Source organism: Tritonibacter sp. AK171 (genome assembly GCF_030127025.1).
Classification (GTDB): domain Bacteria; phylum Pseudomonadota; class Alphaproteobacteria; order Rhodobacterales; family Rhodobacteraceae; genus Epibacterium; species Epibacterium mobile.
In genome coordinates this window covers 75,899-102,128 of the sequence record NZ_CP126134.1, presented here as the reverse complement: position 1 = coordinate 102,128, position 26,230 = coordinate 75,899, and the positions used below count along the sequence as shown (strand labels likewise).

General features: G+C 58.6%; 25 protein-coding genes. 14 read left to right on the top strand and 11 right to left on the bottom strand.

Annotated elements, in window-relative coordinates; all coding sequences use genetic code 11:
* Nucleotides 1–2 precede the first annotated feature (2 nt).
* Complete coding sequence (locus QNI81_RS00465) at nucleotides 3–1,079, top strand: calcium-binding protein (RefSeq protein ID WP_283967892.1); 1,077 nt, start codon at nucleotides 3–5, stop codon at nucleotides 1,077–1,079.
* A 278-nt stretch (nucleotides 1,080–1,357) separates the two neighbouring features.
* Here QNI81_RS00465 and QNI81_RS00460 read toward each other — a convergent pair whose 3' ends face one another.
* On the bottom strand, nucleotides 1,358–2,212 hold the full coding sequence (locus QNI81_RS00460) for an alpha/beta fold hydrolase (protein ID WP_283967029.1): 855 nt from the start codon (nucleotides 2,210–2,212) through the stop codon (nucleotides 1,358–1,360).
* Between the two features lie 357 nt (nucleotides 2,213–2,569).
* Here QNI81_RS00460 and rpsO point away from each other — a divergent pair, with 357 nt between their 5' ends.
* From rpsO to QNI81_RS00430, 6 genes are all read left to right on the top strand, one after another.
* Nucleotides 2,570–2,839: a 30S ribosomal protein S15 gene (rpsO, locus tag QNI81_RS00455; RefSeq protein ID WP_005607207.1), complete on the top strand. Its 270-nt coding sequence runs from the start codon at nucleotides 2,570–2,572 to the stop codon at nucleotides 2,837–2,839.
* Nucleotides 2,840–3,079: 240 nt separating this feature from the next.
* A complete protein-coding gene (locus QNI81_RS00450; protein WP_283967028.1) occupies nucleotides 3,080–5,038 on the top strand; it encodes a TonB-dependent receptor domain-containing protein in 1,959 nt (652 codons plus the stop codon).
* Between the two features lie 129 nt (nucleotides 5,039–5,167).
* On the top strand, nucleotides 5,168–6,382 hold the full coding sequence (gene zigA / locus QNI81_RS00445) for a zinc metallochaperone GTPase ZigA (RefSeq protein ID WP_065330111.1): 1,215 nt from the start codon (nucleotides 5,168–5,170) through the stop codon (nucleotides 6,380–6,382).
* A 2-nt stretch (nucleotides 6,383–6,384) separates the two neighbouring features.
* Entirely contained in the window at nucleotides 6,385–6,645 is a 261-nt protein-coding gene (locus tag QNI81_RS00440) for a DUF6525 family protein (RefSeq protein ID WP_227431736.1), read from the top strand.
* 193 nt (nucleotides 6,646–6,838) lie between these two features.
* The gene (gene pnp / locus QNI81_RS00435; RefSeq protein ID WP_126136133.1) at nucleotides 6,839–8,977 is read left to right on the top strand and encodes a polyribonucleotide nucleotidyltransferase; all 2,139 of its coding nucleotides are present in this window, start codon (nucleotides 6,839–6,841) and stop codon (nucleotides 8,975–8,977) included.
* A 100-nt stretch (nucleotides 8,978–9,077) separates the two neighbouring features.
* Complete coding sequence (locus QNI81_RS00430) at nucleotides 9,078–9,944, top strand: glycosyltransferase family 2 protein (protein WP_283967027.1); 867 nt, start codon at nucleotides 9,078–9,080, stop codon at nucleotides 9,942–9,944.
* Nucleotides 9,945–10,033: 89 nt separating this feature from the next.
* Here QNI81_RS00430 and QNI81_RS00425 read toward each other — a convergent pair whose 3' ends face one another.
* The gene (locus QNI81_RS00425) at nucleotides 10,034–10,684 is read right to left on the bottom strand and encodes a peroxiredoxin (RefSeq protein ID WP_009177442.1); all 651 of its coding nucleotides are present in this window, start codon (nucleotides 10,682–10,684) and stop codon (nucleotides 10,034–10,036) included.
* Nucleotides 10,685–10,930: 246 nt separating this feature from the next.
* On the opposite strand from QNI81_RS00425, the gene QNI81_RS00420 reads away from it, so the two are divergent.
* Together QNI81_RS00420 and QNI81_RS00415 are read left to right on the top strand one after the other, a co-directional pair.
* A complete protein-coding gene (locus QNI81_RS00420) occupies nucleotides 10,931–12,373 on the top strand; it encodes an aldehyde dehydrogenase family protein (RefSeq protein WP_283967026.1) in 1,443 nt (480 codons plus the stop codon).
* A gap of 186 nt (nucleotides 12,374–12,559) precedes the next feature.
* Nucleotides 12,560–13,273 carry a helix-turn-helix transcriptional regulator gene (locus tag QNI81_RS00415; RefSeq protein ID WP_283967025.1) on the top strand — a complete coding sequence of 238 codons (714 nt, stop codon included), beginning with the start codon at nucleotides 12,560–12,562 and terminating at the stop codon, nucleotides 13,271–13,273.
* Here QNI81_RS00415 and QNI81_RS00410 read toward each other — a convergent pair.
* Nucleotides 13,257–13,910 carry an RluA family pseudouridine synthase gene (locus QNI81_RS00410; protein WP_065330115.1) on the bottom strand — a complete coding sequence of 218 codons (654 nt, stop codon included), beginning with the start codon at nucleotides 13,908–13,910 and terminating at the stop codon, nucleotides 13,257–13,259. The two genes, QNI81_RS00415 and QNI81_RS00410, sit on opposite strands and share 17 nt — an antisense overlap.
* Nucleotides 13,911–14,099: 189 nt before the next feature.
* On the opposite strand from QNI81_RS00410, the gene QNI81_RS00405 reads away from it, so the two are divergent.
* Entirely contained in the window at nucleotides 14,100–14,456 is a 357-nt protein-coding gene (locus QNI81_RS00405; protein WP_283967024.1) for an MliC family protein, read from the top strand.
* 9 nt (nucleotides 14,457–14,465) lie between these two features.
* On the opposite strand, the gene rarD is transcribed toward QNI81_RS00405, so the two are convergent.
* From rarD to QNI81_RS00380, 5 genes are all read right to left on the bottom strand, one after another.
* On the bottom strand, nucleotides 14,466–15,401 hold the full coding sequence (gene rarD, locus QNI81_RS00400) for an EamA family transporter RarD (protein WP_283967023.1): 936 nt from the start codon (nucleotides 15,399–15,401) through the stop codon (nucleotides 14,466–14,468).
* A gap of 163 nt (nucleotides 15,402–15,564) precedes the next feature.
* Entirely contained in the window at nucleotides 15,565–15,936 is a 372-nt protein-coding gene (locus QNI81_RS00395; protein ID WP_283967022.1) for a GFA family protein, read from the bottom strand.
* A 104-nt stretch (nucleotides 15,937–16,040) separates the two neighbouring features.
* The gene (locus QNI81_RS00390; RefSeq protein WP_009178204.1) at nucleotides 16,041–16,670 is read right to left on the bottom strand and encodes a LysE family translocator; all 630 of its coding nucleotides are present in this window, start codon (nucleotides 16,668–16,670) and stop codon (nucleotides 16,041–16,043) included.
* A gap of 15 nt (nucleotides 16,671–16,685) precedes the next feature.
* Nucleotides 16,686–17,153: a free L-methionine (R)-S-oxide reductase MsrC gene (msrC, locus tag QNI81_RS00385; protein WP_065321505.1), complete on the bottom strand. Its 468-nt coding sequence runs from the start codon at nucleotides 17,151–17,153 to the stop codon at nucleotides 16,686–16,688.
* A 97-nt stretch (nucleotides 17,154–17,250) separates the two neighbouring features.
* Nucleotides 17,251–18,423 (bottom strand): thiolase family protein, encoded by a 1,173-nt coding sequence (locus tag QNI81_RS00380; RefSeq protein ID WP_283967021.1) that lies wholly within the window; start codon nucleotides 18,421–18,423, stop codon nucleotides 17,251–17,253.
* 97 nt (nucleotides 18,424–18,520) lie between these two features.
* On the opposite strand from QNI81_RS00380, the gene QNI81_RS00375 reads away from it, so the two are divergent.
* The 3 genes from QNI81_RS00375 (at nucleotide 18,521) to QNI81_RS00365 (ending at nucleotide 21,221) form a co-directional block, all read left to right on the top strand.
* Complete coding sequence (locus QNI81_RS00375) at nucleotides 18,521–18,865, top strand: STAS domain-containing protein (protein WP_005616829.1); 345 nt, start codon at nucleotides 18,521–18,523, stop codon at nucleotides 18,863–18,865.
* A gap of 33 nt (nucleotides 18,866–18,898) precedes the next feature.
* Nucleotides 18,899–19,339, top strand: a complete 441-nt coding sequence (locus tag QNI81_RS00370) for an ATP-binding protein (RefSeq protein WP_005616828.1) — start codon at nucleotides 18,899–18,901, stop codon at nucleotides 19,337–19,339.
* A gap of 304 nt (nucleotides 19,340–19,643) precedes the next feature.
* Nucleotides 19,644–21,221 carry a gamma-glutamyltransferase family protein gene (locus tag QNI81_RS00365; protein ID WP_283967020.1) on the top strand — a complete coding sequence of 526 codons (1,578 nt, stop codon included), beginning with the start codon at nucleotides 19,644–19,646 and terminating at the stop codon, nucleotides 21,219–21,221.
* Between the two features lie 36 nt (nucleotides 21,222–21,257).
* Here QNI81_RS00365 and hspQ read toward each other — a convergent pair whose 3' ends face one another.
* Nucleotides 21,258–21,584 carry a heat shock protein HspQ gene (gene hspQ, locus QNI81_RS00360; protein ID WP_005616823.1) on the bottom strand — a complete coding sequence of 109 codons (327 nt, stop codon included), beginning with the start codon at nucleotides 21,582–21,584 and terminating at the stop codon, nucleotides 21,258–21,260.
* 230 nt (nucleotides 21,585–21,814) lie between these two features.
* Between hspQ and QNI81_RS00355 the strand changes: the two genes are divergently transcribed.
* Nucleotides 21,815–22,402: a transglycosylase SLT domain-containing protein gene (locus tag QNI81_RS00355; RefSeq protein WP_005616820.1), complete on the top strand. Its 588-nt coding sequence runs from the start codon at nucleotides 21,815–21,817 to the stop codon at nucleotides 22,400–22,402.
* 59 nt (nucleotides 22,403–22,461) lie between these two features.
* On the opposite strand, the gene QNI81_RS00350 is transcribed toward QNI81_RS00355, so the two are convergent.
* On the bottom strand, nucleotides 22,462–23,058 hold the full coding sequence (locus QNI81_RS00350; protein WP_005616817.1) for a LolA family protein: 597 nt from the start codon (nucleotides 23,056–23,058) through the stop codon (nucleotides 22,462–22,464).
* Nucleotides 23,059–23,125: 67 nt separating this feature from the next.
* Complete coding sequence (locus tag QNI81_RS00345) at nucleotides 23,126–26,149, bottom strand: DNA translocase FtsK (protein WP_283967019.1); 3,024 nt, start codon at nucleotides 26,147–26,149, stop codon at nucleotides 23,126–23,128.
* Nucleotides 26,150–26,230: the final 81 nt, after the last annotated feature.

The following is a 26,230-nucleotide window of genomic DNA, read 5'->3' as shown; positions in this document are numbered from 1 at the left end:
CGGTGTTGTGGTTGGCCAGTATTCTTGGGATCGTCGCCGTGGGCAGCGCGATCATGATCGATTTTGAATCCGACGACGAGGAAGCAGAAGACAACGACGTGACCGCAGAGGCAGACACCTCCGGGAGTACGATTGTCTCGCCAGAGGTATTTTTATCCGGCGGGCAGGCCGACGAAGACCCGACGGAAGGCGTTTCCACCACCGACACTGGCGACACGGAGAACGATACGCCCCAGGATGGCGGGATCGAGGATGGCGGCGTGCTGATCGGCTCTGATGAACTTGATCACATGTCGGGCAGCGATGCGGATGACGCGCTGCTTGGTTTGGGGGGCGATGACCAGATCAATGGCTTTGGCGGCGATGATAGCCTTGAAGGAGGGGCGGGCGATGACGACCTCTACGGCGGCGAAGGTCAAGACACGTTGGAAGGCGGCGACGACAACGACACATTGAACGGAGGGACGGGCCAGGATTCGCTTGCGGGAGGCGCGGGCAATGACTCTCTTTTGGGGGGATTGGGCACGGACCGTATTCAAGGGGATGAGGGCGACGACACCCTGCATGGCGGTTCGGGCAATGACCTTGTCCAAGGGGGCGCGGGCAATGATTCAGTCCATGGCAATGATGACGATGATTTGGTGTTTGGTGGCACCGGGGAAGACGCGCTCTTTGGGGGGCGCGGCAATGATGTGGTGAGTGGGGCAGATGACGGCGCGGAGAAGGATTTTGTGAACGGCGGCGACGGTGACGACACGCTGATCGCGGGTGCCTCAGACGTCGTGACCGGGGGAGATGGTGCAGATCAAATTCTTCTGGGAGATTGGATCGCAGCAGGCACAGTCGAGTTAATCGATTTCGACATTGCTGAGGACCAGCTGCTGCTGGTTTACGATGGCGATCAGGGCGTTCCGGATCTGGAATTGGAACCGGATCCCGATGCCCCCGGCGAGACGATTCTGCGTCTGGATGGAGAGATAGCCATGCGCCTTACAGGAGCCGAGGCATTGACGGCTGATGATATCTTTCTGGTGGAAGCCGATGAGGGCGACGTCGCGCATTTGCCACTCCCTCAGTAGTCAATCGCTCCCATTCGCCTGTGTGGCGAATAGCGCCATATCTAGCCAATTGATGGATCATCCGCGCGTTGCGCTGTCGTAATTTGAGATGTTTCGCTTTGGGCTTTGCCCAAAGCGACCCGCGCCGCGCTGGCCTGAAAGGCCAGCGCGGCGCAGGGCCCAACCATGTGATGGGTCCGTGAGGACACGAACATGGGCGGGAGTTCTCCCGGAGTTGAAGTTATGCGCGTGGGACAGCACTCAGAAACACTAGATCAGTCGCCCACGGATCTCAGTACTCACTCCAAATATCTTTGCAAAACATCATTGAACAACTCCGGCTCTTCCAATGGCGGCGTGTGACTGCTGCTTTCAAACAACGCAAACTCCGGTGCATTGTTTGCAGGCACAAGAGGCAACCACGTCTCTACCGGCGCCACGAGGTAATCATGACGCCCCAGACAGATCAGGGGCGATTGCTCTAACGCCAGCAGCGCGCCTGCCGCATCAAAGTTGCAAAACGCCTCTCCCCAAAGGGCGTCAAAAACCGGCATGTTGACCTGGACCCCCTGCCAGAGGTCCGTGGCATCAAAACAGGGGTTAAACCAACTGCGGGCAGCAAGGCCGAGGCACATCCAAATGAACCTCTGTTCGGGCTCACTTTCGATGCGGTGATGCATAACCTCCAGATCCTGCATCAGCCGTTGTTTTCGCTCCGGCGCGGCCAGCATCTCCCAGATACGCTCTCCATGCGCCATATGTTCGGGCGCGTGGCTGGGGCCGGTGGCCACGACCACGGTTTTGCGAACCAGATCCGGACGGCAGCGTGCAAACTCCAGCGCCATATACCCGTGACCGGAATGCCCCAACACATCCACGCGCATCAGATTAAGCGCGCTACAAAGGGCCGAGAGGTCGTCCATGATGGTCTCAAGCGTGCAATCGCACGGCTCGATCACGCGGTCTGCATGTGCAAATCCACGATGATCGACAAAGATCAGCTGTCGTGTGCGGCGCAAATCCTTTGAGAACACACGCGGATAGAAGACATGACTGCCGATGATCAGCAGCGGGTCGCCTTCCCCTTCGATTTGGTAGCCGAGCGTAAAGCCATCACGGCAGAGATACCCCTGAACGGGTTGAGATTTTTCCATAGGTTTTATCCGCAAGAGACAGCCTCTTGCGCTCCGATTGTAGCAGTTTGAAGTCTCGACCGGTCAGATCCGAACGGTCGACGTGGGACTCACTGCAATCTTCGCTAACGGATAAATTTCATGGCTCTCTCGTGCTCAACCTGAGAGCGCACTTAGTCAGCCCGCCGACACCCGTCAAGACGATCTCCGCCAGCACAACACGCCTGTGCTGTGGATTTCCTTTGCAAAACGGAGCCGAATTCCGTAATCACCCGCATCCCGAAGTGGAATCAACGCCGCCTCGGGACTCTCCATGGGCCTGCGCTGGACGACATCCCGGCCTGCGCCATCCACTCTAACCTTACGAAGGAGACCCCGATGTCGATTACTGCAGAAGAAAAAACACGCCTGATGAAAGAATTCGCGACCAAAGAGGGCGACACCGGTTCTCCGGAAGTCCAGGTCGCAATCCTGACCTCGCGCATCAACACGCTCACCGAGCACTTCAAAACCCACAAGAAGGACAACCACGGTCGTCGTGGCCTTCTGAAGATGGTTGCTCAGCGCCGTAAGCTGCTGGACTACCTGAAGGGCAAAGAAGAAGCGCGCTATCAGGACCTGATCAAGAAACTGGGCATCCGTCGCTAAGACGCCGCTCAGGACTTCGGTCAAGAAACGCCCGCCCTCTTGCAGGTGCGGGCGTTTTTTATGCGCAATCCGCAGTGCGGCAGATGTGTTGCCCAGAGGTCACGGGCAGTGGTCACGGGCGAAAAATCACAATTGCTGCATTTGTCGCCTTATCATAGATCGAGCGAACTCTAGCCAGGTAGGGTCGATCCTTCGTCCCGTCCCCCGCAATGACACCAATTGTAGAGGGACAGACACAAGATGCAGCGCATCTCCACCAAAAAACTGACAGCCCTGTTGCTGACAACTGCGATGCCTTTTGCCACGACGGCAGGGGCTCAGGACGCCAGTGGCGTTATCGAACTCGAAGAGATTCGGGTCGAGGCTGCAGATGCTCAGACCCTTCTGGGCAATGACGAAATCACCGAAGACGAGATCGAGGCGCGCAACCCCTCCTCCACCAAAGATGTCTTTGTGGGGGAAAGTGCGATCACCACGGGCGGCGGCGCGGCCATCGCGCAAAAGGTCTATGTGAACGGGATCGAAGAAAGCCTTCTGTCCGTCACCATCGACGGCGCGCGGCAGAACAAATCCGCATTTCACCATACCGGCAATGTGCTGCTTGATCCTGAGCTTCTGAAACGTGTCGAAGTCAGCAAAGGTCTGGCCCCTGCAGACGCAGGTGCAGGCGCTGTCGCGGGCGCGATTGCCTATGAAACCAAGGATGCACGCGACCTGCTGGAAGCGGGTGACACCTTTGGGGGGCGCCTGCGCCTGTCGACCGACAGCAACGCCAACAGTCAAGACGGCTCGCTGACCATCTACGGTATCAACGGCGGTTTTGAATATGTGCTGAGCCACACCCGCCGCAGCAGCGACGACTATGAAGATGGCGACGGCGTGGTCGTCCTCGGCACCCGCGCGGAGCTGACGGATTATGTGGGCAAAGTCGCCTATGAGAGCCTTGAAGGTCACCGGTTCGAATTCGCAGCCTCGCGCACCGAAGACAGCGGCCCGCGCAGCGCGCAGCCGGGACCGGGGGGTGTCTATTTTATCCGTCCCGATTTTGGCGGCCTCACCACTGGTCCGAGCGTTCTTATCGAGGCGCTTTCCCGGCGCACCTCCTACACGCTGGGGTATAGCAACACGCAAGCCAGCGGGATGTGGAACCCCGAGATCCAGCTGAGCTACAACAAGCAGGAAATCGACGCGATTGGCTCTTATGGGGTGAACTCCAGCTTCAGCGCGACGTTCAAGAACCGCTTTGACATTGCTGGCGGCAATCTGACGGCCGGTTTGGACTTCTTCCGCGAGACGGCTGAGGGGCGCACTGGCGGCGCGTTTGGCAGTGGCGGTGAAGAGACGCTACGCAATACCGGCGTCTTTGCGCAGGCCCGTCAGGATCTGAACGACACGTTCTCGGTCAGCTACGGCGCGCGGATCGACAGTCAGAAATTTACCGGAGCCGACGGCACCAAGTTCTCCGATACCGGCGTCAGCATCAATGGCACGGTGGATGTGCGTCTCTCTGACACCTGGTCGCTGAATGCAGGCATTGCGTCGACATGGGGCGGCTATGAACTGGGGGAAGCGGGTCTGGTGAATTTCTTCACGCCTTGGGATTATACTGGCTTCACGTCCTCTCGTGCGAAATCTGCGCGTCTCGGGGTCCGGTTTGACAACGGCACTTGGAAAGCAAGCGCGGCACTGTTCCAGACGGAGGTCGACGATATCGCAGCCGTTCTGCCCTCGGGTGGTGCGCGCGGAGAGCTGTCTGATCTGAAGAGCCGCGGGATTGATACCTCCCTGCAATACAACTGGGCCAATGGGTTTGCGCGGGTGAACTGGACCTACGCGGATGTTGAGGTGGATGATGCGACCATCACGTCCACCGCCTATTATCTCGGCCGTCCGCTGGGGCATATCATCGCGCTTGAAACGGGAATGGAGCTGACACCGGAATGGCGCGTTGGTGGATCTGCACAGATCGCACTCAGCAACGACGACACCACACCGGAATTGCCGAGCTATGAGGTCGTGAACCTCTATGCAAGCTACACACCGGCTCGCTACGACAATCTTGAACTGCGATTGGACGTGCGCAACCTGTTTGATGAGACCTATTACAGCCGCAGCGCGGATGGGCTTGATAACAGCCGCGTCGTGCCGCTCAATGAGCCGGGTCGTACCATCGGATTGACCGCGCGCCTGCGGTTCTGATCTGCATCTGACCGTGGACGAACACACCGCGTCCCTTGAATTGGTGGGCGCGGTTTTTCATTTCAGGGGGCTTGCCTCTTTCTGCACTTCGTGATTGTTACATTATAACATTTCACACAGGAGTCGCAGATGTCCGATCCCCGCCTTCCCGTTACCGTCCTCTCTGGCTTTCTCGGAGCGGGCAAAACGACGCTTCTGAACCGTATCCTCAACAATCGTGAAGGCCGCCGGGTGGCGGTGATTGTGAACGATATGAGCGAGGTCAACATTGACGCCGATCTGGTGCGTGAGGGCGGCGCAGACCTGAGCCAGACCGAGGAAACGCTGGTGGAGATGTCAAACGGTTGCATCTGCTGCACCCTGCGCGATGATCTCCTGGCGGAGGTGCGCCGCCTCGCTGCTGAACAGCGGTTTGACTATCTGCTGATCGAATCCACCGGGATCTCGGAACCGCTGCCCGTCGCCGCGACCTTTGATTTTCGCGATGCCGAGGGCGAGAGCCTCTCGGATGTGGCGCGTCTGGACACGATGGTCACGGTGGTCGACGCGGTGAACCTGCTGAACGATTTTGCCAGCCACGACCTGCTGGCAGACCGGGGCGAAACGCTGGGCGAAGAGGACGAGCGCTCCCTCGTGCATCTGCTGACCGACCAGATGGAATTTGCGGATGTGGTGGTGCTGAACAAGGTGAGCCTTGCCAGCCCCGAACAAGTAGACGCCGCGCGCAAGATCATCCGCAGCCTCAACGCAGATGCCGAGATCATCGAGACCGATTTCAGCGAAGTGCCTGCCGACAAGATCCTCGACACCAAGCTGTTTGATTTTGAAAAGGCACACGAGCACCCGATGTGGGCCAAGGAGCTTTATGGTTTTGCCGATCATGTGCCGGAGACCGAAGAATACGGTATCGCGTCCTTTGTCTATCGCGCGCGTGCGCCGTTTGACCCGAACAAACTACATGCGGTGCTGAACGGCAATCTGCCCGGCGTGATCCGCGCCAAAGGCCATTTCTGGGTTGCCACCCGCCCCGAGTGGGTGGCGGAATTCTCGCTCGCGGGGGCGCTATCAAGCGTGGCGCCCTTGGGGACATGGTGGGCCTCCGTCCCGGCAGAACGCTGGCCCACCCACCAGCAGGCGCGCGACTATATGCAGGCGCATTGGCAGGAGCCCTTTGGCGATCGCCGTCAGGAACTGGTGTTCATCGGTGCAGGCATCGACTGGCCCGCGATCAAATCCACATTGGATGCCTGCCTGATCCCAGAAGCAACGGCCGAGACTCTGCCGGACTACGCGGATCTGGACGATCCCTTCCCGCTGTGGCGGCGGGCCGATCAGGCGGCGTAACCATGCGACGTCGGGATAAGAACGGCAACCGGGGGGCAGTCGCACTGCCCACCCGGCGCAGGCGCGAGGACCCAATGGCAGCTTATGATCGTCTACCCGCACCTTTGCGCGCCTGGCTGCAGGAGGCCGCATTGCCCTGGTCGGCGCAGTCCTGCCAGCGCATCTGGCAAGCCGCGCGCCGTGACGGCCTGTCGCCAGAGGCCGCCCTGGCCCGGCTGGATGCCGCCGAACGTAAGACCCTGAACCGCAGCGCTCGTGTTTAATCCCGCGCGGCGCATCGCAAGCGAACACTTTCTTTCTGCGACGAACTCATGTATGGGCGGAACTATCTGAGACGATGTGCCCAGACCCCGGCACGCGAAAGAAAGATAGCATAAGGGTCGGCGGCAATGGGGCCGCCACGCAATTAGGAGACCCGGGATACGCCTGGGAGCGCTCCGACTTAGGATACGATAGATGTTCAACGTAACAACGAAAACAATGCAGTGGGGCGAAGAAACGCTCACACTGGAAACCGGTAAGGTTGCGCGCCAGGCAGATGGCACCGTAATCGCGACCCTCGGCGAAACCTCGGTCATGGCCAACGTGACCTACGCCCGCGAACAAAAGCCCGGTCAGGATTTCTTTCCTCTGACCGTGCACTACCAAGAAAAATACTACGCCGCCGGTAAGATTCCGGGCGGCTTTTTCAAACGTGAAGCGCGTCCGACTGAAAAAGAGACGCTGACTGCACGTCTGATCGACCGTCCGATCCGCCCGCTGTTCGTTCCCGGCTTCAAAAACGAAGTTCTGGTGATGTGCACCGTGCTGTCCCACGATCTGGTCAACGACCCCGACATCGTCGCGATGATCGCTGCCTCCGCGGCGCTGACCATCTCTGGCGTGCCGTTCATGGGTCCGATCGCGGGTGCGCGCGTCGGTTACGAGGATGGCGAGTACATCCTGAACCCGACCGTCGACGACATGCAGGACCTGCGCCTCAACCCCGAGCAGCGTCTGGACCTTGTTGTTGCAGGCACCAAAGACGCCGTGATGATGGTCGAATCCGAGGCTTACGAGCTGACCGAAGAAGAAATGCTCGGCGCCGTGACCTTCGCACACGAGCAGATCCAGCCGGTCATCGATCTGATCGTCTCGCTCGCGGAAGAAACCGCAAAAGAGCCGTTCGACTTCACCCCGCCGGATTACTCCGAGCTCTATGCTGCCGTTAAAGCAGCGGGCGAAGAGAAGATGCGCGCAGCCTATGCGATCTCTGACAAGCAGGAACGTGTTGCTGCTGTTGGCGCCGCCAAGGAAGAGATCATCGCGTCTCTGACCGAAGAGCAGCGGGAAGACGGCAACCTCAGCTCCGCGCTGAAAAAGCTCGAATCCGTTGTTCTGCGTGGCGACGTTGTGAAGAACGGTCGCCGCATCGACGGTCGTGCACTGGATCAGGTCCGCGCGATTGAGTGCCAGACCGGCCTTCTGCCGCGTACACACGGTTCTGCGCTGTTCACCCGTGGTGAAACACAGGGTCTCGTGGTGACCACGCTGGGCACCGGCGACGATGAGCAATTCATCGACGCGCTGCACGGCAACTTCAAATCGAACTTCCTGCTGCACTACAACTTCCCGCCCTACTCGGTTGGTGAAGTGGGCCGCGTGGGCTCGCCCGGTCGTCGTGAAATCGGTCACGGTAAACTGGCATGGCGCGCGCTGCAGGCGGTTCTGCCAGCACCGACCGACTTCCCCTACACCATCCGCGTGGTCTCCGAGATCACCGAATCGAACGGCTCCTCCTCCATGGCCTCTGTCTGTGGTGGATCGCTGTCGATGATGGACGCAGGTGTGCCGCTGAAAGCACCGGTTGCCGGTGTGGCCATGGGCCTCGTGCTGGAAGACGACGGTTCCTACGGCATCCTGACCGATATTCTTGGCGACGAGGATCACCTCGGCGACATGGACTTTAAGGTTGCGGGTACCGAAGCAGGCATCACCTCCTTGCAGATGGACATCAAGGTTGCGGGCATCACGCCTGAAATCATGAAAAACGCGCTGGCTCAGGCCAAAGCGGGTCGTCTGCACATCCTTGGTGAGATGGCAAAATCGCTGACCGAAGCGTCCGAGTTCTCGCAGCACGCACCGCGCATCGAGACCATGCAGGTTCCGACCGACAAGATCCGTGAAGTCATCGGTTCCGGCGGTAAGGTCATCCGCGAGATCGTTGAAGTCTCTGGTGCCAAGGTCGACATCAACGACGATGGCGTGATCAAGATTGCCTCCGCAAACGGCGAAGCCATTCAGAAGGCCTATGACATGATCTACGCGATCGTGGCAGAGCCGGAAGAAGGCGCAGTTTACACCGGTAAGGTTGTGAAGATCGTCGATTTCGGCGCCTTCGTGAACTTCTTTGGTAAGCGCGATGGTCTGGTGCACGTGTCCCAGATCGAAAACCGCCGCCTGAACCACCCCAGCGATGTGCTGAAGGAAGGTCAGGAAGTGAAAGTGAAGCTCCTGGGCTTTGACGATCGCGGCAAGGTGCGCCTGTCCATGAAAGTTGTGGATCAGGAAACCGGCGAAGAGATCGTCGCCGAGAAGAAAGAAGATGCAGAGTAAGATCTGTCCCACGACAGTTTGATCTGACATAAGGTGCCCGGGAGCGATGTCTCCCGGGCATTTTTTATGGCTTTCCCCCCGATGCACTGAAAGGGACGATATGACCCGCGTTACGCTCGTCACTGTTGCCTATAATTCTGCTGCGGTTCTGCCGACGCTGCTGGCGTCGGTCCCAGAGGATGTGACCTGCATTGTGGTGGACAATGGTTCCAATGACCCGAGCGCGACGCGCGCATTGACCGAACACTATGGTGCAGAACTGATCATATCGGAACGCAACATCGGGTTTGGACCGGGCTGTAATCTCGGGGCTGCGCAGGCAACCAGCGAGTTTCTCTTTTTCGTCAATCCAGACGCGCAGCTTACGCCCGGCGCAGTGGATGCGTTACTGGCAGCGGCGGATGCACATCCTGAGGCCTGCGCCTTCAACCCGCGTCTGCGAGAGGGCAACGGCAAGATCGCCTTCAAACGACGCAGTAAACTGCTTGCCAAATCCCAATGGCTGTCACGGGATGCGGCGCAGGCTGACTGCGAGATTCCAGTGTTGCAGGGGTCGGCAATTTTTGTGCGGCGGGCAGCCTTTGAGCAGGTGCAGGGGTTCGACCCCAACATTTTTCTCTATCACGAAGATGATGATCTCAGCCTGCGCCTGCAAAAAAGCTGTGGCGCATTGCGGTTGGTGACGACGGCAGAAGTTGTCCATCTGTTTGGTGAATCGACTGTAAGGTCGCCCCAGACAGCGGCGCTGAAGGCATGGTACATGGGGCAATCCCGTGTGTATGCCTGCCGCAAACATGGCATGCCCAACGCCTTTGGCACTGCATTGCGAGAGGCACTCGCGCAGTTGCTATCCCCGGTGACACTGCTGTCCCGTCGCAAACGGGCAAAAAACTGGGCTTATCTGCGTGGCATCTGGAACGCACGAAATGCACAGGACGCAAAACGTCCGTTTCAACCAACCCCGTAAGGGCGCGCGCTTGTGCTGATCCAGAACAAAAAAGCCATCGCAGCAGTTGCGATGGCTTTTGTCTTTTCTTTGGGTCTCGAACGACAGGCTTACTGCGGCGCTTTTGTTTTGCGCAGGTAAGGGAAGATGGTCTCGAACTCGCCAAACTTCGCTTTTGCATCTTCATTGGAGACCGAAGGCGGGATGATCACATCTTCGCCGGGCACCCAGTTTGCGGGGGTTGCAACGCCCTTGCCGGACATTTGCAGACCGTCCAGCGCCCGCAGAATCTCGGCAAAGTTCCGCCCCACGGTCATCGGGTAGGTCATTGAGAGCTTCAGTTGCTTGTCCGGGCCGATGATGAAGACCGAACGCACGGTGGCGCTGTCGGCAGGCGTGCGGCCATCGGGCAGGTAGGCTTCGGCGGGCAGCATGTCGAATGCCTTTGATACCGCAAGCCCCTCATCTGCGATGATCGGGAAGCCAGCGGAGGCCTTACCATAGCTCTCAATATCACCTTTCCACTTGCGGTGATCCTCGGCGCTGTCGACGGACACGCCAATGACTTTGGTGTTCCGTGCGGCCCACTCCTCAGAGAGCTGCGCCACAGCGGAAAATTCGGTGGTGCAGACCGGAGTGAAATCCTTGGGATGCGAGAACAGGATCGCCCAGCTGTCACCAATCCAGTCGTGAAAGGTGATGGTTCCCTGATCGGTCTCAGCCGTGAAATTCGGCACTACGTCGTTAATACGCAAACCCATTTGAGTGCTCCTCTTGTCTGAAGTCGCGTGAATCGCTGAGGCAACCCTACTCGCTTTCTCCGGGGGTTAAAGGGCATAGCCCGCCTGCCTTTGAATTTGTCGCAGCTTACCGGCGTGTCGGCAGGAGTATGCGCGATTTCAGAATTTGATCAAAAATCTGACTTGCCGCGCAGCACCGGCGCTGACACAGTGGCGCCAGATGGCCGCCAGTCGGCCAAATTCCAAGCCTCGATCAGGGAGCCTACCATGCTTGAGAAACGCGAATTCTACATCAATGGCCAGTGGGTTCAGCCCTCGGCAGCCAATGACTGTGCCGTTATCGACCCATCCACCGAAGAACCCTGCACGGTAATTTCGCTGGGCAGTCAGGCTGACACGGATGCCGCCGTTGCTGCCGCCAAAGCCGCCCTGCCCGGCTGGATGGCCACCCCACCGTCAGAGCGCATCGCGCTGGTGGAAAAGCTGATCGAGGTCTACAACACCCGTGCCGAGGATCTGGCACAGGCGATGTCGACCGAAATGGGCGCACCGATCGATCTGTCGCGCTCCAGCCAGGTGGGCGCCGGGACCTGGCACCTGAACGGCTTTATCGAGGCCGCGAAGAATTTCCAGTTCGAACGCCCGCTTGGCGATCACGCCCCCAACGACCGCATCATCTACGAGGCCGTCGGTGTCGCGGCGCTGATCACCCCGTGGAACTGGCCGATGAACCAGATCACGCTGAAATTTGGCGCTGCTGCGATTGCGGGTTGTACCATGGTTCTGAAACCGTCTGAGCAAAGCCCGCTCAACGCGATGATCTTTGCGGAATTGGTGGATGAGGCCGGTTTCCCTGCTGGTGTTTTCAACCTTGTGAATGGGGATGGTGCGGGCGTTGGTACCCAGCTTTCGTCGCACCCGGATGTGGATATGGTGTCCTTCACCGGCTCAACCCGCGCGGGCACCGCGATCTCCAAGGCGGCAGCGGACACGCTGAAGAAAGTGCATCTGGAACTGGGCGGCAAAGGTGCGAACCTTGTCTTTGACGACGCCGATGAAAAGGCCGTGAAACGTGGCGTGCTGCACATGATGCAGAACACCGGCCAGAGCTGTAACGCGCCCTCCCGCATGCTGGTTCAAAAAGGCATCTACGACCGCGTGGTCGAAGAAGCCGCCGCAGTGGCCAATAAGGTCGAAGTCGGCCCCGCGTCCCAAGAAGGTCGCCATATCGGCCCCGTGGTCAATGAGCTGCAATGGACCAAGATCCAGGATCTGATCCAGAAGGGCATCGACGAGGGTGCACGTCTGGTCGCTGGTGGCACCGGTCGCCCCGACGGCCTGAACAAGGGATACTATGTGAAGCCCACGATCTTTGCCGATGTGAACAATCAGATGACCATTGCGCGTGAAGAGATCTTTGGCCCGGTGATGACCATCATTCCGTTCGAGACCGAGGAAGAAGCGGTAGAGATCGCCAATGACACGCCGTACGGCCTGACCAACTACGTGCAGACGCAGGACGGTGCGCGCGCCAACCGTCTGGCGCGGGTTCTGCGCTCCGGCATGGTGGAAATGAACGGTAAATCCCGCAGCGCCGGTGCTCCCTTTGGTGGCATGAAACAGTCCGGCAATGGCCGCGAAGGTGGCGTCTGGGGGCTGGAGGACTTTATGGAAGTCAAAGCCGTAGGCGGCTGGACGCCAGAAACCTGACCGTTACATATCGCGATTGGAGCCGCCCTTTGGGGCGGTTCTTTTTTGTTCTCCGGCACTACACATAGATTTGTCTTCAAACATTCACTCAAACTTGCAAGGCTTGCTGCGGCGACCGGAAGGTTGGTGATTTGTTAGATTTGTTTTTAAGAACACAGAAGGCCGGCACATGCCGGGAGGTACAAAATGGATTTCCGTGCCGCATTGGGGCTCAATGTTGCCAGCGACGCAACGCCCGATGACATCCGAGGGGCTCTGGCGATATCAAAGACAATCGTGGTGCGTACCGTCACCTCGATCCCTGACCCTAGCGTGATCTGTGGCAAGTTCCTCCGCCTGCAACGGTATTGCGCCATCGCGACACAGATGCACTTGGAGGGACTGGATGAAAACAAGCTCCATCTCAGAGCCGATCCATCCGCAAACCGACAAGATATTGAGGCGCAGCTGATCGTCTTGCATGCGCTGATGGAGCGTGCGGGGCTAGAGGTGCGCACCTCTCGCGAAGGAGAGATCCGCTGGCAAGGCCTACCGGCGCTCCCTGCCATTGATACCGGCGAGTCTGAGAGACTCAGCGATCATCTGCACCGGTTGATCGCAAGCGATCCTGCACGGGCGTGGCGGCTGGAGGATACGGCCGCAGCGCTTGGCCTCTCAACCCGGAGCCTACAGCGGTATCTACTGGCTGAGGGGGGCAGTTTTTCGGCCACGTTGCGCCATATGCGTACGGACCTTGCCTCACAGATGCTTCGACGCAGCACCACAAGTCTTGCCGAGATCGGGTTCTGTTGTGGCTACGCAGATCAGGCCCATTTTCAGCGCGAATTTCGTAAAGTCACCGGCCAGACACCCCGGCATTATCGCACACAGCCCAAGGCCACGATTAAAACGGCGCCTTAGCCCGAAATTTCTGCGACGCACCGCCCTCGGGGTGTTTGAGGCGTAGCTCTTCGGAATGCAGCATCATGCGTGGATAATCCCGCGCTGCACCACTGGCGTAAAGAGGATCCCCGAGGATCGGATGGCCAAGCGACTGCATATGAACCCGCAACTGATGTGACCGGCCAGTTTTGGGCTGAAGCCGCACGCGCGTCTCATCCTCGCCGTGGCTTATGACCTTCCAGTCGGTATGGGCAGGCTTGCCGGTTTCCTTGCAGACTTTTTGCAGCGGACGGTTGGGCCAATCCACGATCAGCGGCAAATCTACTGTCCCCGAACGCGGCTCCAGCTTGCCAGTCAGACGGGCAACGTAGGTTTTCTTGGTCATGCGTTTTTCAAATTGCAGTCCCAGATGACGCTGGGCATGTGCGGTCATCGCAAAGACCATGACCCCTGACGTGTCGCGGTCGAGCCGATGCACCAAAAGCGCCTCAGGAAAAGCGGCCTGAATACGGCTGATCAAACAGTCCGACAGGTGCTCTCCTTTACCCGGCACGGACAAAAGCCCTGCGGGTTTGTTGACCACAAGGATTTGCGCATCGTGATGCAGGATGTCGAGCGGGTCGCTCGGGGGGCAATACTCACTGGATACCGTCATGCCCGCTGCCTAGCGCCGCGCCGACATAAGGGCAAGATGAACTGTACCGCACACTTCCCGAGAGGCCACGTTGGGACACGATCAGCAAATGCGCGCCCTACAAGAAAAGTTGAATTGCCGCTGTCAGCGCAGCCACTTACCTCTGCTGAGGGGTGGGTTTGACCACCAGGTATTTAACAGGATTGCATCATGTTTCGTTTTATTCTCGCTGTGCCGGTCGCCGCATTGGCTATGCCTGCCCTCGCTGAAACGGCTGTTCCCGCAGACACCACGCTTTCGACGATCCAGACCGAGTACACATGCGAGCGCGGAGTGCGCGTTCCGGTGGTGTTTATCAACTCCGAGGCAGGCGAGTCGCTGGCCATCGCGCAACTGGATGGGCAGCAAGTGGTGATGACGCAAGTGGTTTCGGGCTCCGGCATGCGGTACCGGTCGCGCGATGAGAACCGCCCTTACGAGTTGCACGGCAAGGGCAACGACGCATTGATTGCCTATGGCCCGGAAGAAGATGCCGATCTGATCCTGCGCGATTGCGTCAGCAACTGACCCCGCGCCTTAAGGTTCGCGGGCAGGCGCTGCCTCGGTAAGCGCCTCTCGCCCCTTGCGCCGCATTTCGCGCAGCAAGGACACTGAATAGATCACCAACGCCGCCCAGATCAGCGGGAAGGCCACCATGCGCGCACCGCCAAAAGGTTCCTTGAACACGAAGACCGCGACCAGAAAGATCATGGTCGGCGCAATATATTGCAGGATCGCAATGGTTGAGAGCTTCAGGAGCTTTGCGCCATTGGCGTAGATGATCAGCGGCACCGCCGTCACCACACCGCAGCCCAGCAGCAACAGCGTATCAAACCGCACGTTGGCAAAGTGGCTCTGCCCGGTGGCGGTCAGGTAGATAATATACCCCAGCGCCGGAATGGTGAGGATCAGAACCTCTAGCAAAAACCCCTGATTTGGCCCGATGGGCAGCGACTTTTTGAAGAAGGCGTAAAACCCCCACGAGACAGTCAGCCCCAGCGCCGCGAGCGGCAAACGACCAGTTTCCACCGTCAGAATAATCACCGCCAGTGTCGCAAGCCCCACAGCCACCATCTGGGCGCGGGTCAGCCGCTCTCCCAGCAACAGCGCCCCCAAAGCGATAGAAAACAGCGGGTTGATATAGTAGCCAAGCGCTGCCTCCAGCGCATAGCCAGAGCCGACCGACCAGACGTAAATGCCCCAGTTCACCGATACAAAGGCTGCGGTCACACAGCCCATCAGAAGTACGCGCGGACTACGCAACGCAGCCTTCAGGTCTCCCATACGTCCCAAAAGCAGCAGCAACACCCCGGCGATCGGCACGGACCAGATCACGCGGTGAGCAACCACCTCTGTCGGCGGAATATGAGCGAGCATCTTCATATAGAGCGGCAGAAAGCCCCACATGACATAGGCCGTCAGCGCAAAAGCAAGACCTTGGGGGGTGTCCACATTCTCGGGCTTCGTGGTCATGGACATTCTCCCTCAACGTCGATTCGTGCTCGGGCAATCTGCCCGCAACTGCTTAACGTATAAAGCAAAATATCGCCCTATCGGGTTACATGTGCTTCACATTCGCAATGCGGAATTCACAGGCATGAATACCAGTGAAGGAATGCCACAAAGGCAATCGGTCTCAATCGCGCTGAGGCAGACCGTCGGCGATTTCATAGTAATCGCCTTTGTCAGCGACAAAGATATGCTTTTCCAGCGTCACTGTTGTGGGGCTGGTGACGGCACCAAGGGCAAAGCTGGTAGTGTCCTCATCATGGGCCTTCCAAAATAGAAAAGACCCGCATTGGGCGCAAAAGCCGCGCTTTGCTTGCGCGCTTGAGGCGTACCAACTGACGTCGCCGGTGATCGTCAACGCATCATCTGCAACATAGGCCGATGACCAAATACCACCGGACTGACGGCGGCATTGACCACAGTGGCACATGGATGGCCCTTCCGGTGTGGCTGCAGTCTCAAACGCGATATTGCCGCACAAGCAGTGACCTTTAATCATTTTTTCCACCCCTGTAATTGCTTCGCCTTGCTGGCGAGCTGGTAATATCTGGACCCTAGCGAAACCGCCAAGATTGTTAAACAGTCAAGCGCGAAGGAGTGGGTTCAGGGTCCGGCTTGGGGGCTGGGGGTGCTGCTGGCCCCGAGAAGTATCCCATAGATGATAAAACAGACCGCCAAGATACGGCGTATCCAGACGTTGAAAACGGCGGCCAGTGCTGCGCGCCCCATCACGACACCCAGCAATGTGAACCCGGTATAACTGAGCGCCGTCAGCGTGAGTGCGGTGGGCATGATCACCACCATCTGCGACCAGATCGGCACATCAGGCTGCACGAACTGCGAAAACGCCGCAAGATAGCCTGCAACGCTCTTTGGGTTGATGGTGGCGATGGCGAGCGCGTGTAAATAAACATGCCGCGCCGGGCGCGCGGCAGTGGGCACTGGCTTGCTGGCATTGCGCCAGCCGCGAATGCCTAAGAAAATCAGAAACCCCGCCCCCACCAGCTTTGCGATAAAAAACGCGGTCGGTGACGCCGCAATCAAAGCCGTCACGCCCAGTGCTGAGAGAACCAGAAAGGCGCTCGCCTGCGTCAGGATTGCCAGCACCCCGAGCATCGCCTTACCAAAGCCAAGGTTCATCCCGTTGGAAATGCAATTCACCGCATTTGGCCCCGGCGTGGTGACAAAGGCGATCCAGAAGAGAGTAAAAACGATCCAAGCGTCAAAGCTCACGAGCGAGTGATCCTATCATTTGGCGGCAGGGAGGCTGCCAAAAACTGCATCCAGCAAGCTCTCAAGCGCCGCCTGATCTTCTTGATCGAACGCGGCGGGCTGGTTGCTGTCGATGTCCAGCACCCCAATTACCTCGCCCGCCTTGTTGCGCACTGGCAGGACGATTTCCGAACGGGTCGAAGACGAACAAGCTATATGGCCGGGGAAGGCCTCGACATCATCAACCAGTTGCGTCTCGTTCAAACGCGCCGCCGCGCCGCAGACACCGCGTGCAAAAGGGATCACCAGACAGCCGTGCCCGCCCTGATAGGGGCCGATTTTCAACACCTCAGGCTCTGTCACGCGGTAAAATCCGGTCCAGTCGAACCGGTCATCCGCGTGATGGAGCTCGCACGCCACGGTGGCCATCAGGGCGACCTCATCCGTTTCTCCCTCGGTCAGCGCCGCCACTGTCTTGGACAGATCCTCGTAATTCACCCGCATGGAACATTTGCCTTTTTAAATATTGAGGAAGGGTCGCGCCCTCCAGATAAGTAAAAAGCGGCGCATCTTTTGCGCCGCCCTTATGCGTGCCCTGAGATCAGGCGCGTTCAATCGCGATGGCTGTGCCTTCGCCGCCGCCGATACAGATTGCAGCGATACCGCGCTTGAGGCCACGTTTTTCCAGGGCGTTCAAAAGCGTCACCATGATGCGCGCACCAGACGCGCCGATCGGGTGACCCAACGCGCACGCGCCGCCATTTACGTTCACTTTCTCACGCGGAATTCCCATCTCGCGCATGAATGCCATCGGCACCACGGCAAAGGCTTCGTTCACCTCCCAAAGGTCTACATCCTCGACGTCCCAACCGATCTGCGCCATCAGCTTTCGCGCAGCCGGGACGGGGGCGGTGGTGAACCAGCCCGGTGCCTGCGCGTGGCTGGCGTGACCCAAAATATGGCCGCGCACCTGCAGTCCACGGGCTGCAGCGGCCTCCTCAGACGCCAACACGAGCGCTGCAGCACCATCCGAAATCGACGAGGAATTGGCCGCTGTTACCGTGCCGCCCTCGCGGAAGGCAGGTTTCAGCGTCGGGATCTTGTCAGGGCGGGCAGATTTGGGCTGTTCATCGGCGTCTGTCACGACCTCGCCTTTGCGGGTTTTCACTGTCACCTCAGTCAGTTCGCCCTCAAACGCGCCGCTTTCTTGTGCCGCCAACGCATTTGACAGCGACCCCAGCGCAAATTCATCCTGCTCTTCGCGGGTGAACTGGTAATGCTCGGCGCAATCTTCGGCAAATGTGCCCATCAACCGGCCCTTATCATAGGCGTCTTCAAGACCGTCGAGGAACATGTGATCAATGACCTGACCATGCCCAATCCGCGCACCACCGCGCATCTTAGGCAGCAGGTAAGGCGCGTTGGTCATGCTCTCCATTCCCCCCGCAACCATCACATCCATATGGCCAAGTGCGATCTGATCATAGGCTATCATCGCGGCTTTCATCCCCGAGCCGCACATCTTGTTGAGAGTGGTGGCCGGGACGTCCTCGCCAAGGCCTGCGGCGAATCCCGCTTGCCGTGCCGGAGCCTGCCCCTGCCCTGCGGGCAAGACGCAGCCCATCAGAACCTCATCCACAGTTGTGGCACCGGACCGTTCCAGCGCAGCCTTGATCGCCGCTCCGCCGAGATCCGCCGCGCTCACATTCTCATACATCCCCTGAAATCCGCCCATCGGCGTCCGGGCTGCCCCCGCGATCACGATCTTGGTCATTCTCTTAACTCCTCCAATTGTCGGCACTATCCATACTGAATGATAACATTTAAGGTCTAGGGTGAGTTCCAAGTATGACGAGCCGAGGAACACTCTCATGAGCCTTACGAGCACGGAAGCAGGTGGTGCACAAGTCGTGACCGTGAATGCCCAGCGCATTGACGCAGCGATGGCGATTCAATTCAAGGAAGACATGCGTACGGAGACCGAAGCCGGTCCAGAGCGCGTGATTCTTGACCTGTCTCATGTGGATTTTATTGACTCCAGCGGGTTGGGCGCAATCGTCGCCGCGATGAAGCAACTCGGCAAAGAGCGCAAACTGGATCTCGCTGGCCTGACGCCAATGGTCGACAAGGTGTTCCGCCTGACACGCATGGACACTGTCTTTAACCTATATGACACACTTCAGGACGCGCTCGATCCAGAGCACGCCGCGAATTGATACTGCCGGGATCGTCTTTGAGGACCAAAATTCATGGTTGAGACTTTCGCCTGCTCCTTCAAGGCGACCGAGATAGACGCCAGACGCGGCGTTGTCTCGGTGGTTCAACGGTTGAAGGACATGGGTATCGCAGATACCCGGGTTGACGAGGTGCAGATCGCCCTCGCCGAGGCGGTGAATAATGTCGTCGAGCACGCGTATGCCGAAAGCGCGACGGGCGATGTTTTGATCCGCTGCAATCTACACCCAGACCGCTTGTGGGTGGAAATCCGCGATGCAGGCGCACCATTTCCAGATGCAAAACTGCCCGAGGGTAAACCTGCACATGTGGATCCCAACATGCCGCTCGACGATCTGCCCGAAGGAGGCTTTGGCTGGTTTTTGATCCGCGAACTTGCAAGCGACATCCAGTACCAGCGCAATACTGACAACAACCAGTTGTCGCTGTGTTTCGAGATCCAGCTGACACAGTAGGGCCTTCCCATCAGATGCGGCCGGTAGGATTTTAGAAACTTCACGATACCAACAGATCGCCCACCGCATTTCTGCCACATTGGCGGCAAATGAAGGCCCTAATGCTGCGCGAAACATCAACACAGAGCTGGACTATTTAGCTTGCCCCGGCGTCGTGTAATTTGCCCCCACCAAGCGCGTGGCGTCGGGGCTATAGTCCCCAAACCTATCCCTCTTTTGCACGCCAACTTCACGCTGCATTTGCGTTTTGCCATTGCCTCGATCCGCAGGACCTCTACGCTCGCCGCAAAAGAGGAGGACAGGAATGCGTGATTTCCAGACACCGGGCCGCTCTGCGGTCTTCGCGCAAAACGGCATCTGCGCCACATCACATCCGCTCGCAGCACAGGTCGCCATCGATATTCTAAAGCGCGGCGGCAACGCCATGGATGCTGCGATCGCTGGGGCTGTTTTGCTCGGTATCTGCGAACCACAGATGACCGGGATCGGCGGCGATTGTTTTGTTCTTTACAATCGCGCGGGCGAAAACACGGTACGGGCGCTGAACGGCTCTGGACGCGCGCCCAAGGCGGCAGAGGCGTCGGCATTGCGTGCGCGCGGCCTGCAAACAGTGCCCCTGAATACAGCCGATGCTGTCACGATCCCCGGCGCGATCGACGCCTTTTGTCATCTGTCTGAAACCGAAGGTAAGATCGGCCTCGATGCCGTGTTGGCCCCAGCCATTCACTACGCAGAAGAAGGCGTGCCCGTCGCGCCGCGTGTGGCCTTTGACTGGGGGAATGACGCCGGCACCCTTCAGGGCAGCGCCCGCGACACATATCTGGTCAATGGACGCCCGCCGCGCGTGGGCGAGATCTTCCGCGCACCGGGTCAGGCCGAAGTGCTGCGCCGCATCGCCCGCGAGGGCCGCGATGCCTTTTACAGCGGCGAGATTGCGGAGGACATGATTGCAGCTCTCACCCAACAGGGTGGCGTTCACACTGCCGAAGATTTCGCAACGACCCAAGCCACTGCCACCGATCCGGTTTCGGGCCATTACAAAGGCGTCGACCTGCTGGAGCACCCGCCCAACGGTCAGGGTGCGACCGCTATCCTGATGCTCAATATCCTGAAGCATTTCGACATCGCAGCGATGGATCCCTTTGGCGCGGAGCGTGCCCATATTGAAGCCGAGGCTGCAAAGCTCGCCTATGACGCGCGCAACCGCTTTATCGCCGACCCTGAGCATATGTCCCGACTGGATCACATGCTGGCACCGGAAACGGCTGCGCGCCTCGCCGCATTAATCGACCCGAAACGCGCCATGGCCGCCCCACGTGAGGTGAGCGAAGCGGTCCATAAGGACACCATTTACATCACAGTGGTTGATAAGGACCGCATGGCCGTGTCCCTGATTTATTCAATCTTTCATGGGTTTGGCTCCGGCATTGCCTCCGAAAAGTTCGGTATCCTGCTACAAAACCGAGGTGCGGGATTCTGCCTTGAGCCCGGACATGCAAATGAGCTGGCTGGTGGCAAACGCCCAATGCACACGATCATTCCCGCGATGCTGGCCGAGAACGGTCGTGTGACCATGCCGTTTGGTGTCATGGGCGGCGCCTATCAGCCAAACGGGCATGCGCGGTTTGTGTCAAACCTGCGCGACTTCGGCATGGGGCCGCAAGCCGCGATGGATGCACCGCGCGCGTTTTCCGATGGTGGCACGTTCAAGGTTGAACGTGGCTACAGCGATGCCGTGCGCGCCGAGCTATCTGAGATGGGGCACAAGGTTGAGGTGCCTGAAACCGCGATTGGCGGCTCGCAGGCAATCCATATTCACGACACCGGTGTTCTGGAAGGCGCAAGCGATCCGCGCAAAGATGGCTGCGCGCTCGGTTACTAAGTTTTGAGGGATGCCGGGTTATCCCGGCGTCCCGCTTCAGTTCAGCTGATATTGCAGTTGATAGTTGCCGTCATCAAAGCCGGTGAACATTTCATGCAAATCCGGATGGCTCACAGGTTCGCCGGAGTAATCTGCCACCAGATTTTGCTCTGAGACATAGGCAACGTAATAGGTCTGATCGTTTTCAGCGAGCAGGTGGTAATAGGGCTGTTCCTTGGCGGGGCGGCTTTCTTCGGGAATCGCTTCATACCATTCTTCGGTATTTGCAAACTCGGGATCCACATCGAAGACAACGCCGCGAAACGGGTGCTTGCGATGACGGACGACCTGGCCAAGATTATATTTTGCGCGCGTTTTCAGCATGTTTGTCGGCCCTCTTCTTTCCCTGTACTAGCGTTTTCCGGCATTGAATGTCCAACCTTGGCGCGGAAATTTTGCAGAAACAGTCTGTCCGGCTGCGTTTTACAGTTCGGCAAGCCGATAATTTCAAACATATTTTCTGCAATCCGCGCAAAATGTTACCGCATTTCAAAAGGGATTTTCTCTCTTGGCGTGATTGGTTAAGCTGCCAAAAAAATCAAAAGGCAGAGGCAATGAGCAGAATCATAAGTGCCCTGGCGCTCTTGTTGGCATTGGCCGCCTGCGGTGGAGGCTATAATTCTCCCCCTCGGGATTTGGACAATGCCTGCAGCATTGTGACGGAGCGCCCGAAATACCTGCGTGCGTTCCAAGACACTGAACGCCGCTGGGGTGTGCCCATCCATGTGCAGATGGCCACCATCCACCAAGAAAGCCGCTTTATCGGCAACGCCCGCACCCCGCAGAAATACACTTTGGGCGTCATTCCTATGGGCCGCGTATCAAGTGCTTACGGATACGGTCAGGCGCTGGATGGCACGTGGGAAGACTATAAGAAAGACACCGGTCGCCGCAGGGCGCGGCGCGACAAGATCGAAGACGCAACCGATTTTATGGGTTGGTACATGACACGCAGTTTCCAGCGCAACGGCATCCCGCTCACGGATGCTCGCAACCAGTATCTGGCCTATCATGAGGGTCACGCTGGCTATGCCCGTGGCACCTTCAGCAGAAAAACATGGCTGTTGAATGTCGCCAACAAGGTCGAGGCACGCTCAAACGCCTATCAGGTCCAGTTGAGCAATTGTCGCAAGCTGCGCTAAAGCACCAAATATTCTGATTTTACTGCCCCGCGCCCAATAGGTTCGGGGCAGTTTTCGATTCAGCGGTCGCGTTTGGGGCGCGAAATGCTGAACAAGCTAGAGGGGAAGGACATCCCTGTCTTCATGTCGCCGAGGATCACAGTGGTCTCCTCGCCAGAGCCACCATGAATAACCCATTTGCGCAACTGCACTGGATTATCCGTGAACATCATCTCGATACTGCCATTCTCTGGCGCTTTGGGATCATGCGCGCGCACAATGGTCGACACACCGTCAAACCCATGCCCCACCACCATATTCGCCCGGCCCAAGTTTACATTGCGGGCCAGAATAATCGAAAGCGGCGTACGGCTCAGCGGGTAGGTTTCAGGTGGCTGGTTGGATTTGGGATCCATGATCGCAACGGTCCCAGCCTCTGCTAGCACCAGCCCGCCGTTGTTTGCATACTCAAACCGTACTTTGCCCGGTCTGCGCAGGTACAGCTGGCCCGTCGACAGGCTGCCGTCGTCATTCACCTGTGTGAAGTCTGCCTGCGCGGTGGCAAAGCTGTTCAGATAGGCCGAAATCTCATTCAGACTCAGCTTCTCCGCCGCAGTTGCAACGGTAGAGGCCAGAGTGGTTGCGCCGAGCGCAAGAGCAAAGACAAACTGTTTCATGACTTAGAAGATATGCGTGTGTGATCCAAAGTGAAGAGGCCGGGCAGAGCGCCCGGCCTTTTGTCGCCTATTGCTCGGGAACGAGAATTTCCCTTTTACCAACGTGGTTTGCGGCAGATACGAGACCTTCTTCCTCCATCTGCTCCACCAACCTCGCGGCCTTGTTATATCCGATACCGAGCTTTCGCTGGATGTAAGAGGTCGAACATTTGCGATCTTTGATGACGATTCCGACCGCCTGATCGTAGAGCGCATCCTCGCCATTGGTGTTGCCGCCCGTATTGAGGCCCAGCACCGCGTCGATGTTTTCCGCTTTTTCATCGTCAGGGCCATCCAGCACGCCGCCGACGTAATCGGGGGGACCGAATTGTTTCAGGTGGTTCACCACCTCCTCGACCTCTTCGTCAGATACAAACGGGCCGTGACAGCGGGTGATCTTGGCGCCACCCGCCATATAAAGCATGTCGCCCATCCCGAGGAGCTGCTCGGCGCCCATTTCGCCCAGGATGGTGCGGCTGTCGACCTTGGAGGTCACCTGAAAGGAGATCCGCGTCGGGAAGTTTGCCTTGATGGTGCCGGTGATGACGTCCACGGAGGGTCGCTGCGTGGCCATGATGAGGTGAATACCCGAGGCGCGCGCCATCTGCGCCAGACGCTGGATGCAGGCCTCAATTTCCTTGCCCGCAACCATCATCAGGTCGGCCATTTCGTCGACGATCACGACGATATAGGGCAGTTTCTTGGGCTCGAACTCTTCGGTCTCAAACACAGGCTCGCCGGTGTCGTCGTCAAACCCGGTCTGCACGGTACGGCTGAACATCTCGCCTTTGGCCAGCGCCTCAGAGACGCGGCCATTGTAGCCCGCGATATTACGCACGCCCATTTTGGACATCTTGCGATAGCGGTCTTCCATCTCGCCCACGACCCATTTCAGGGCCACAACCGCCTTTTTCGGGTCGGTCACAACGGGCGAGAGCAGATGCGGGATGCCATCATAGACAGAAAGCTCCAGCATCTTCGGGTCGATCATGATCAGGCGGCATTCCTCGGGCGTGAGCTTATAGAGAAGCGACAGAATCATGGTGTTGATCGCCACCGACTTACCGGAACCGGTGGTCCCCGCGATCAGCAGGTGAGGCATCTTGGCGAGATTGGCGACCATGCTGTCACCGCCAATATCCTTGCCCAAGGCCAGCGGCAGGTTTTGGTTGCCATCGCCAAAGTCACGGCTGGCGAGGATTTCGCGCAGCACCACTTTTTCGCGGTTCTCGTTTGGCAGCTCGATCCCGATCACCGTCCGGCCGGGAACGGTCGAAACCCGCGCCGACAAGGCCGACATGGAACGCGCGATGTCGTCGGCCAGACCGATCACACGAGAGGCTTTGAGACCCGGTGCTGGCTCCAACTCATACATGGTGACGACGGGGCCGGGGCGCACCGAGACGATCTCACCTTTGACGCCATAATCATCCAGAACCGTTTCCAGCATGCGGGCGTTTTCTTCCAAAGCCTCATCGCTCAGGTGATGACGTTCGATTGCTGTCGGGTTGGTCAACAGCGACAGCGGCGGCAATTCAAAATCGCTGTTATCTTCTTTGAAGAGGTTCGGTTGCGCTTCGGCCTTGGCGCGGGTCGAAGGTTGAACCGGCTTGCGCTGGGGCTGTTCGACCACGGCCTTGCGCGGCTCTGCCACCGGAATGTTCATTGCAGCACGTTCAACGGGTGCATGCTCTGCCGGGGCAGGGTCAGCACGCGGTGTGATTTGAACGCGCGGCGCAGCCTCTGCCACAGGCGCGGAGGGCATGGTTGCAACCGGTTCCTCTGGCAGATCCTCAGTCGGCACCTCATCCACAAAGAAGGCCTCAGGCGACGAGGTCGCGGTATCCTCAAGAGTTGGAGCCTGTGGGATCACGCTGGTAATCGTCGGCGCGGTTGGAATCTGTTGCGCGGGCGAAGAAATCGGCGGCTCAGCTGCCGTTTGAGCGGGCGCGTTAAAGATCAACGGCTCCGGGCGTTTGCCACGTCCTTTGGTGAGCGGCAGATTGGGATCTGGCTCTGGCGGTGTGGTTTGGGCACGGCGGATACGCACCGCGTTGGCGATCTTCTGTGCAATACGCTCATCACCCGGGGCCTGCTCCACGTCGGCAACAGGTTGTTGTTCGATCAGTTCAGGCTCCGGCATCTCTACCGGTTCTGCGCGGCGAATAAGGTTCGTCGCGCGACTCAGTAGTCCACCACGTTCCTCAACGACAGGTGCAGCAGCAGGCTGCGGAGCCGGTGCGGGCGCATGCAGGCCAAACTGCGGCTCGGCGCGGGTGAAGCTGCTCGGCTCCATCGGCTCGCTGTAGACCAGAGCATCGTCCTCATAGTCGATGACCTCGGCGCGGCGTTCTGCACGGCGATGTTGCCATGTGCGCGCAGCCTGAAGACCGCCGCTGGCGCTGCGGCCCAGAAGACGTGCAATCATGTCATATGCCAGCAGCACGCCCAGCAGCAGGAAACGTCCGATACGCTTCAACTCATCCCGCGAGAACCCGAGTACGAAGGCGCCCAGCGCGATCATCGCAACAGCTGTCAAGAACGACAGCGATTTCACCAGAAAGGCCAGCCCAAAGGGCAGAAGCGCCAACAGACCGCCAAGGGCTGTATTGCCGATCATACCGCCAAGACCGGAATTGTGGAACGCGCGCCATTCCTCGTCCGGAACCAGCGTTTCAAAATGCAGCGCCACCACGATGAGCCAGAACACCAGCATCAACGCAGGCCACAGGATGCGCCCCTCGCCCTTGTGCAGCAGGAAACGTGTTCCCCATGCAAACAGGAACACGGCAATCGCCCAAGATCCCTTGCCAAGGAAGGTGATCAGCAAAAAGGCAATTGTCGCGCCAGTCTGACCCAGCATGTTCTGCACCGGCGCATCGGTGGAGACCATCCAGTTGCTGTCATCCGGCGTATAAGAGCCAATGATTGCAGCCACCAACAGGCCAACGCCAATCAGCAGAAGCCCGATCAGCTCCTTGCCACGCTTTTCAATGGCCGCCTGCATGTTGCTGTCCAGGAGGGGATTCCTGCTGCGGGTTTGAAATGCCATGCCTACCTCGGTTCGCTCGCGTGGGGCATCGGCTGTTTCGCTCTTGGATCAGCCCCACGGGTGTTTCGTCTTGCTTTTGGC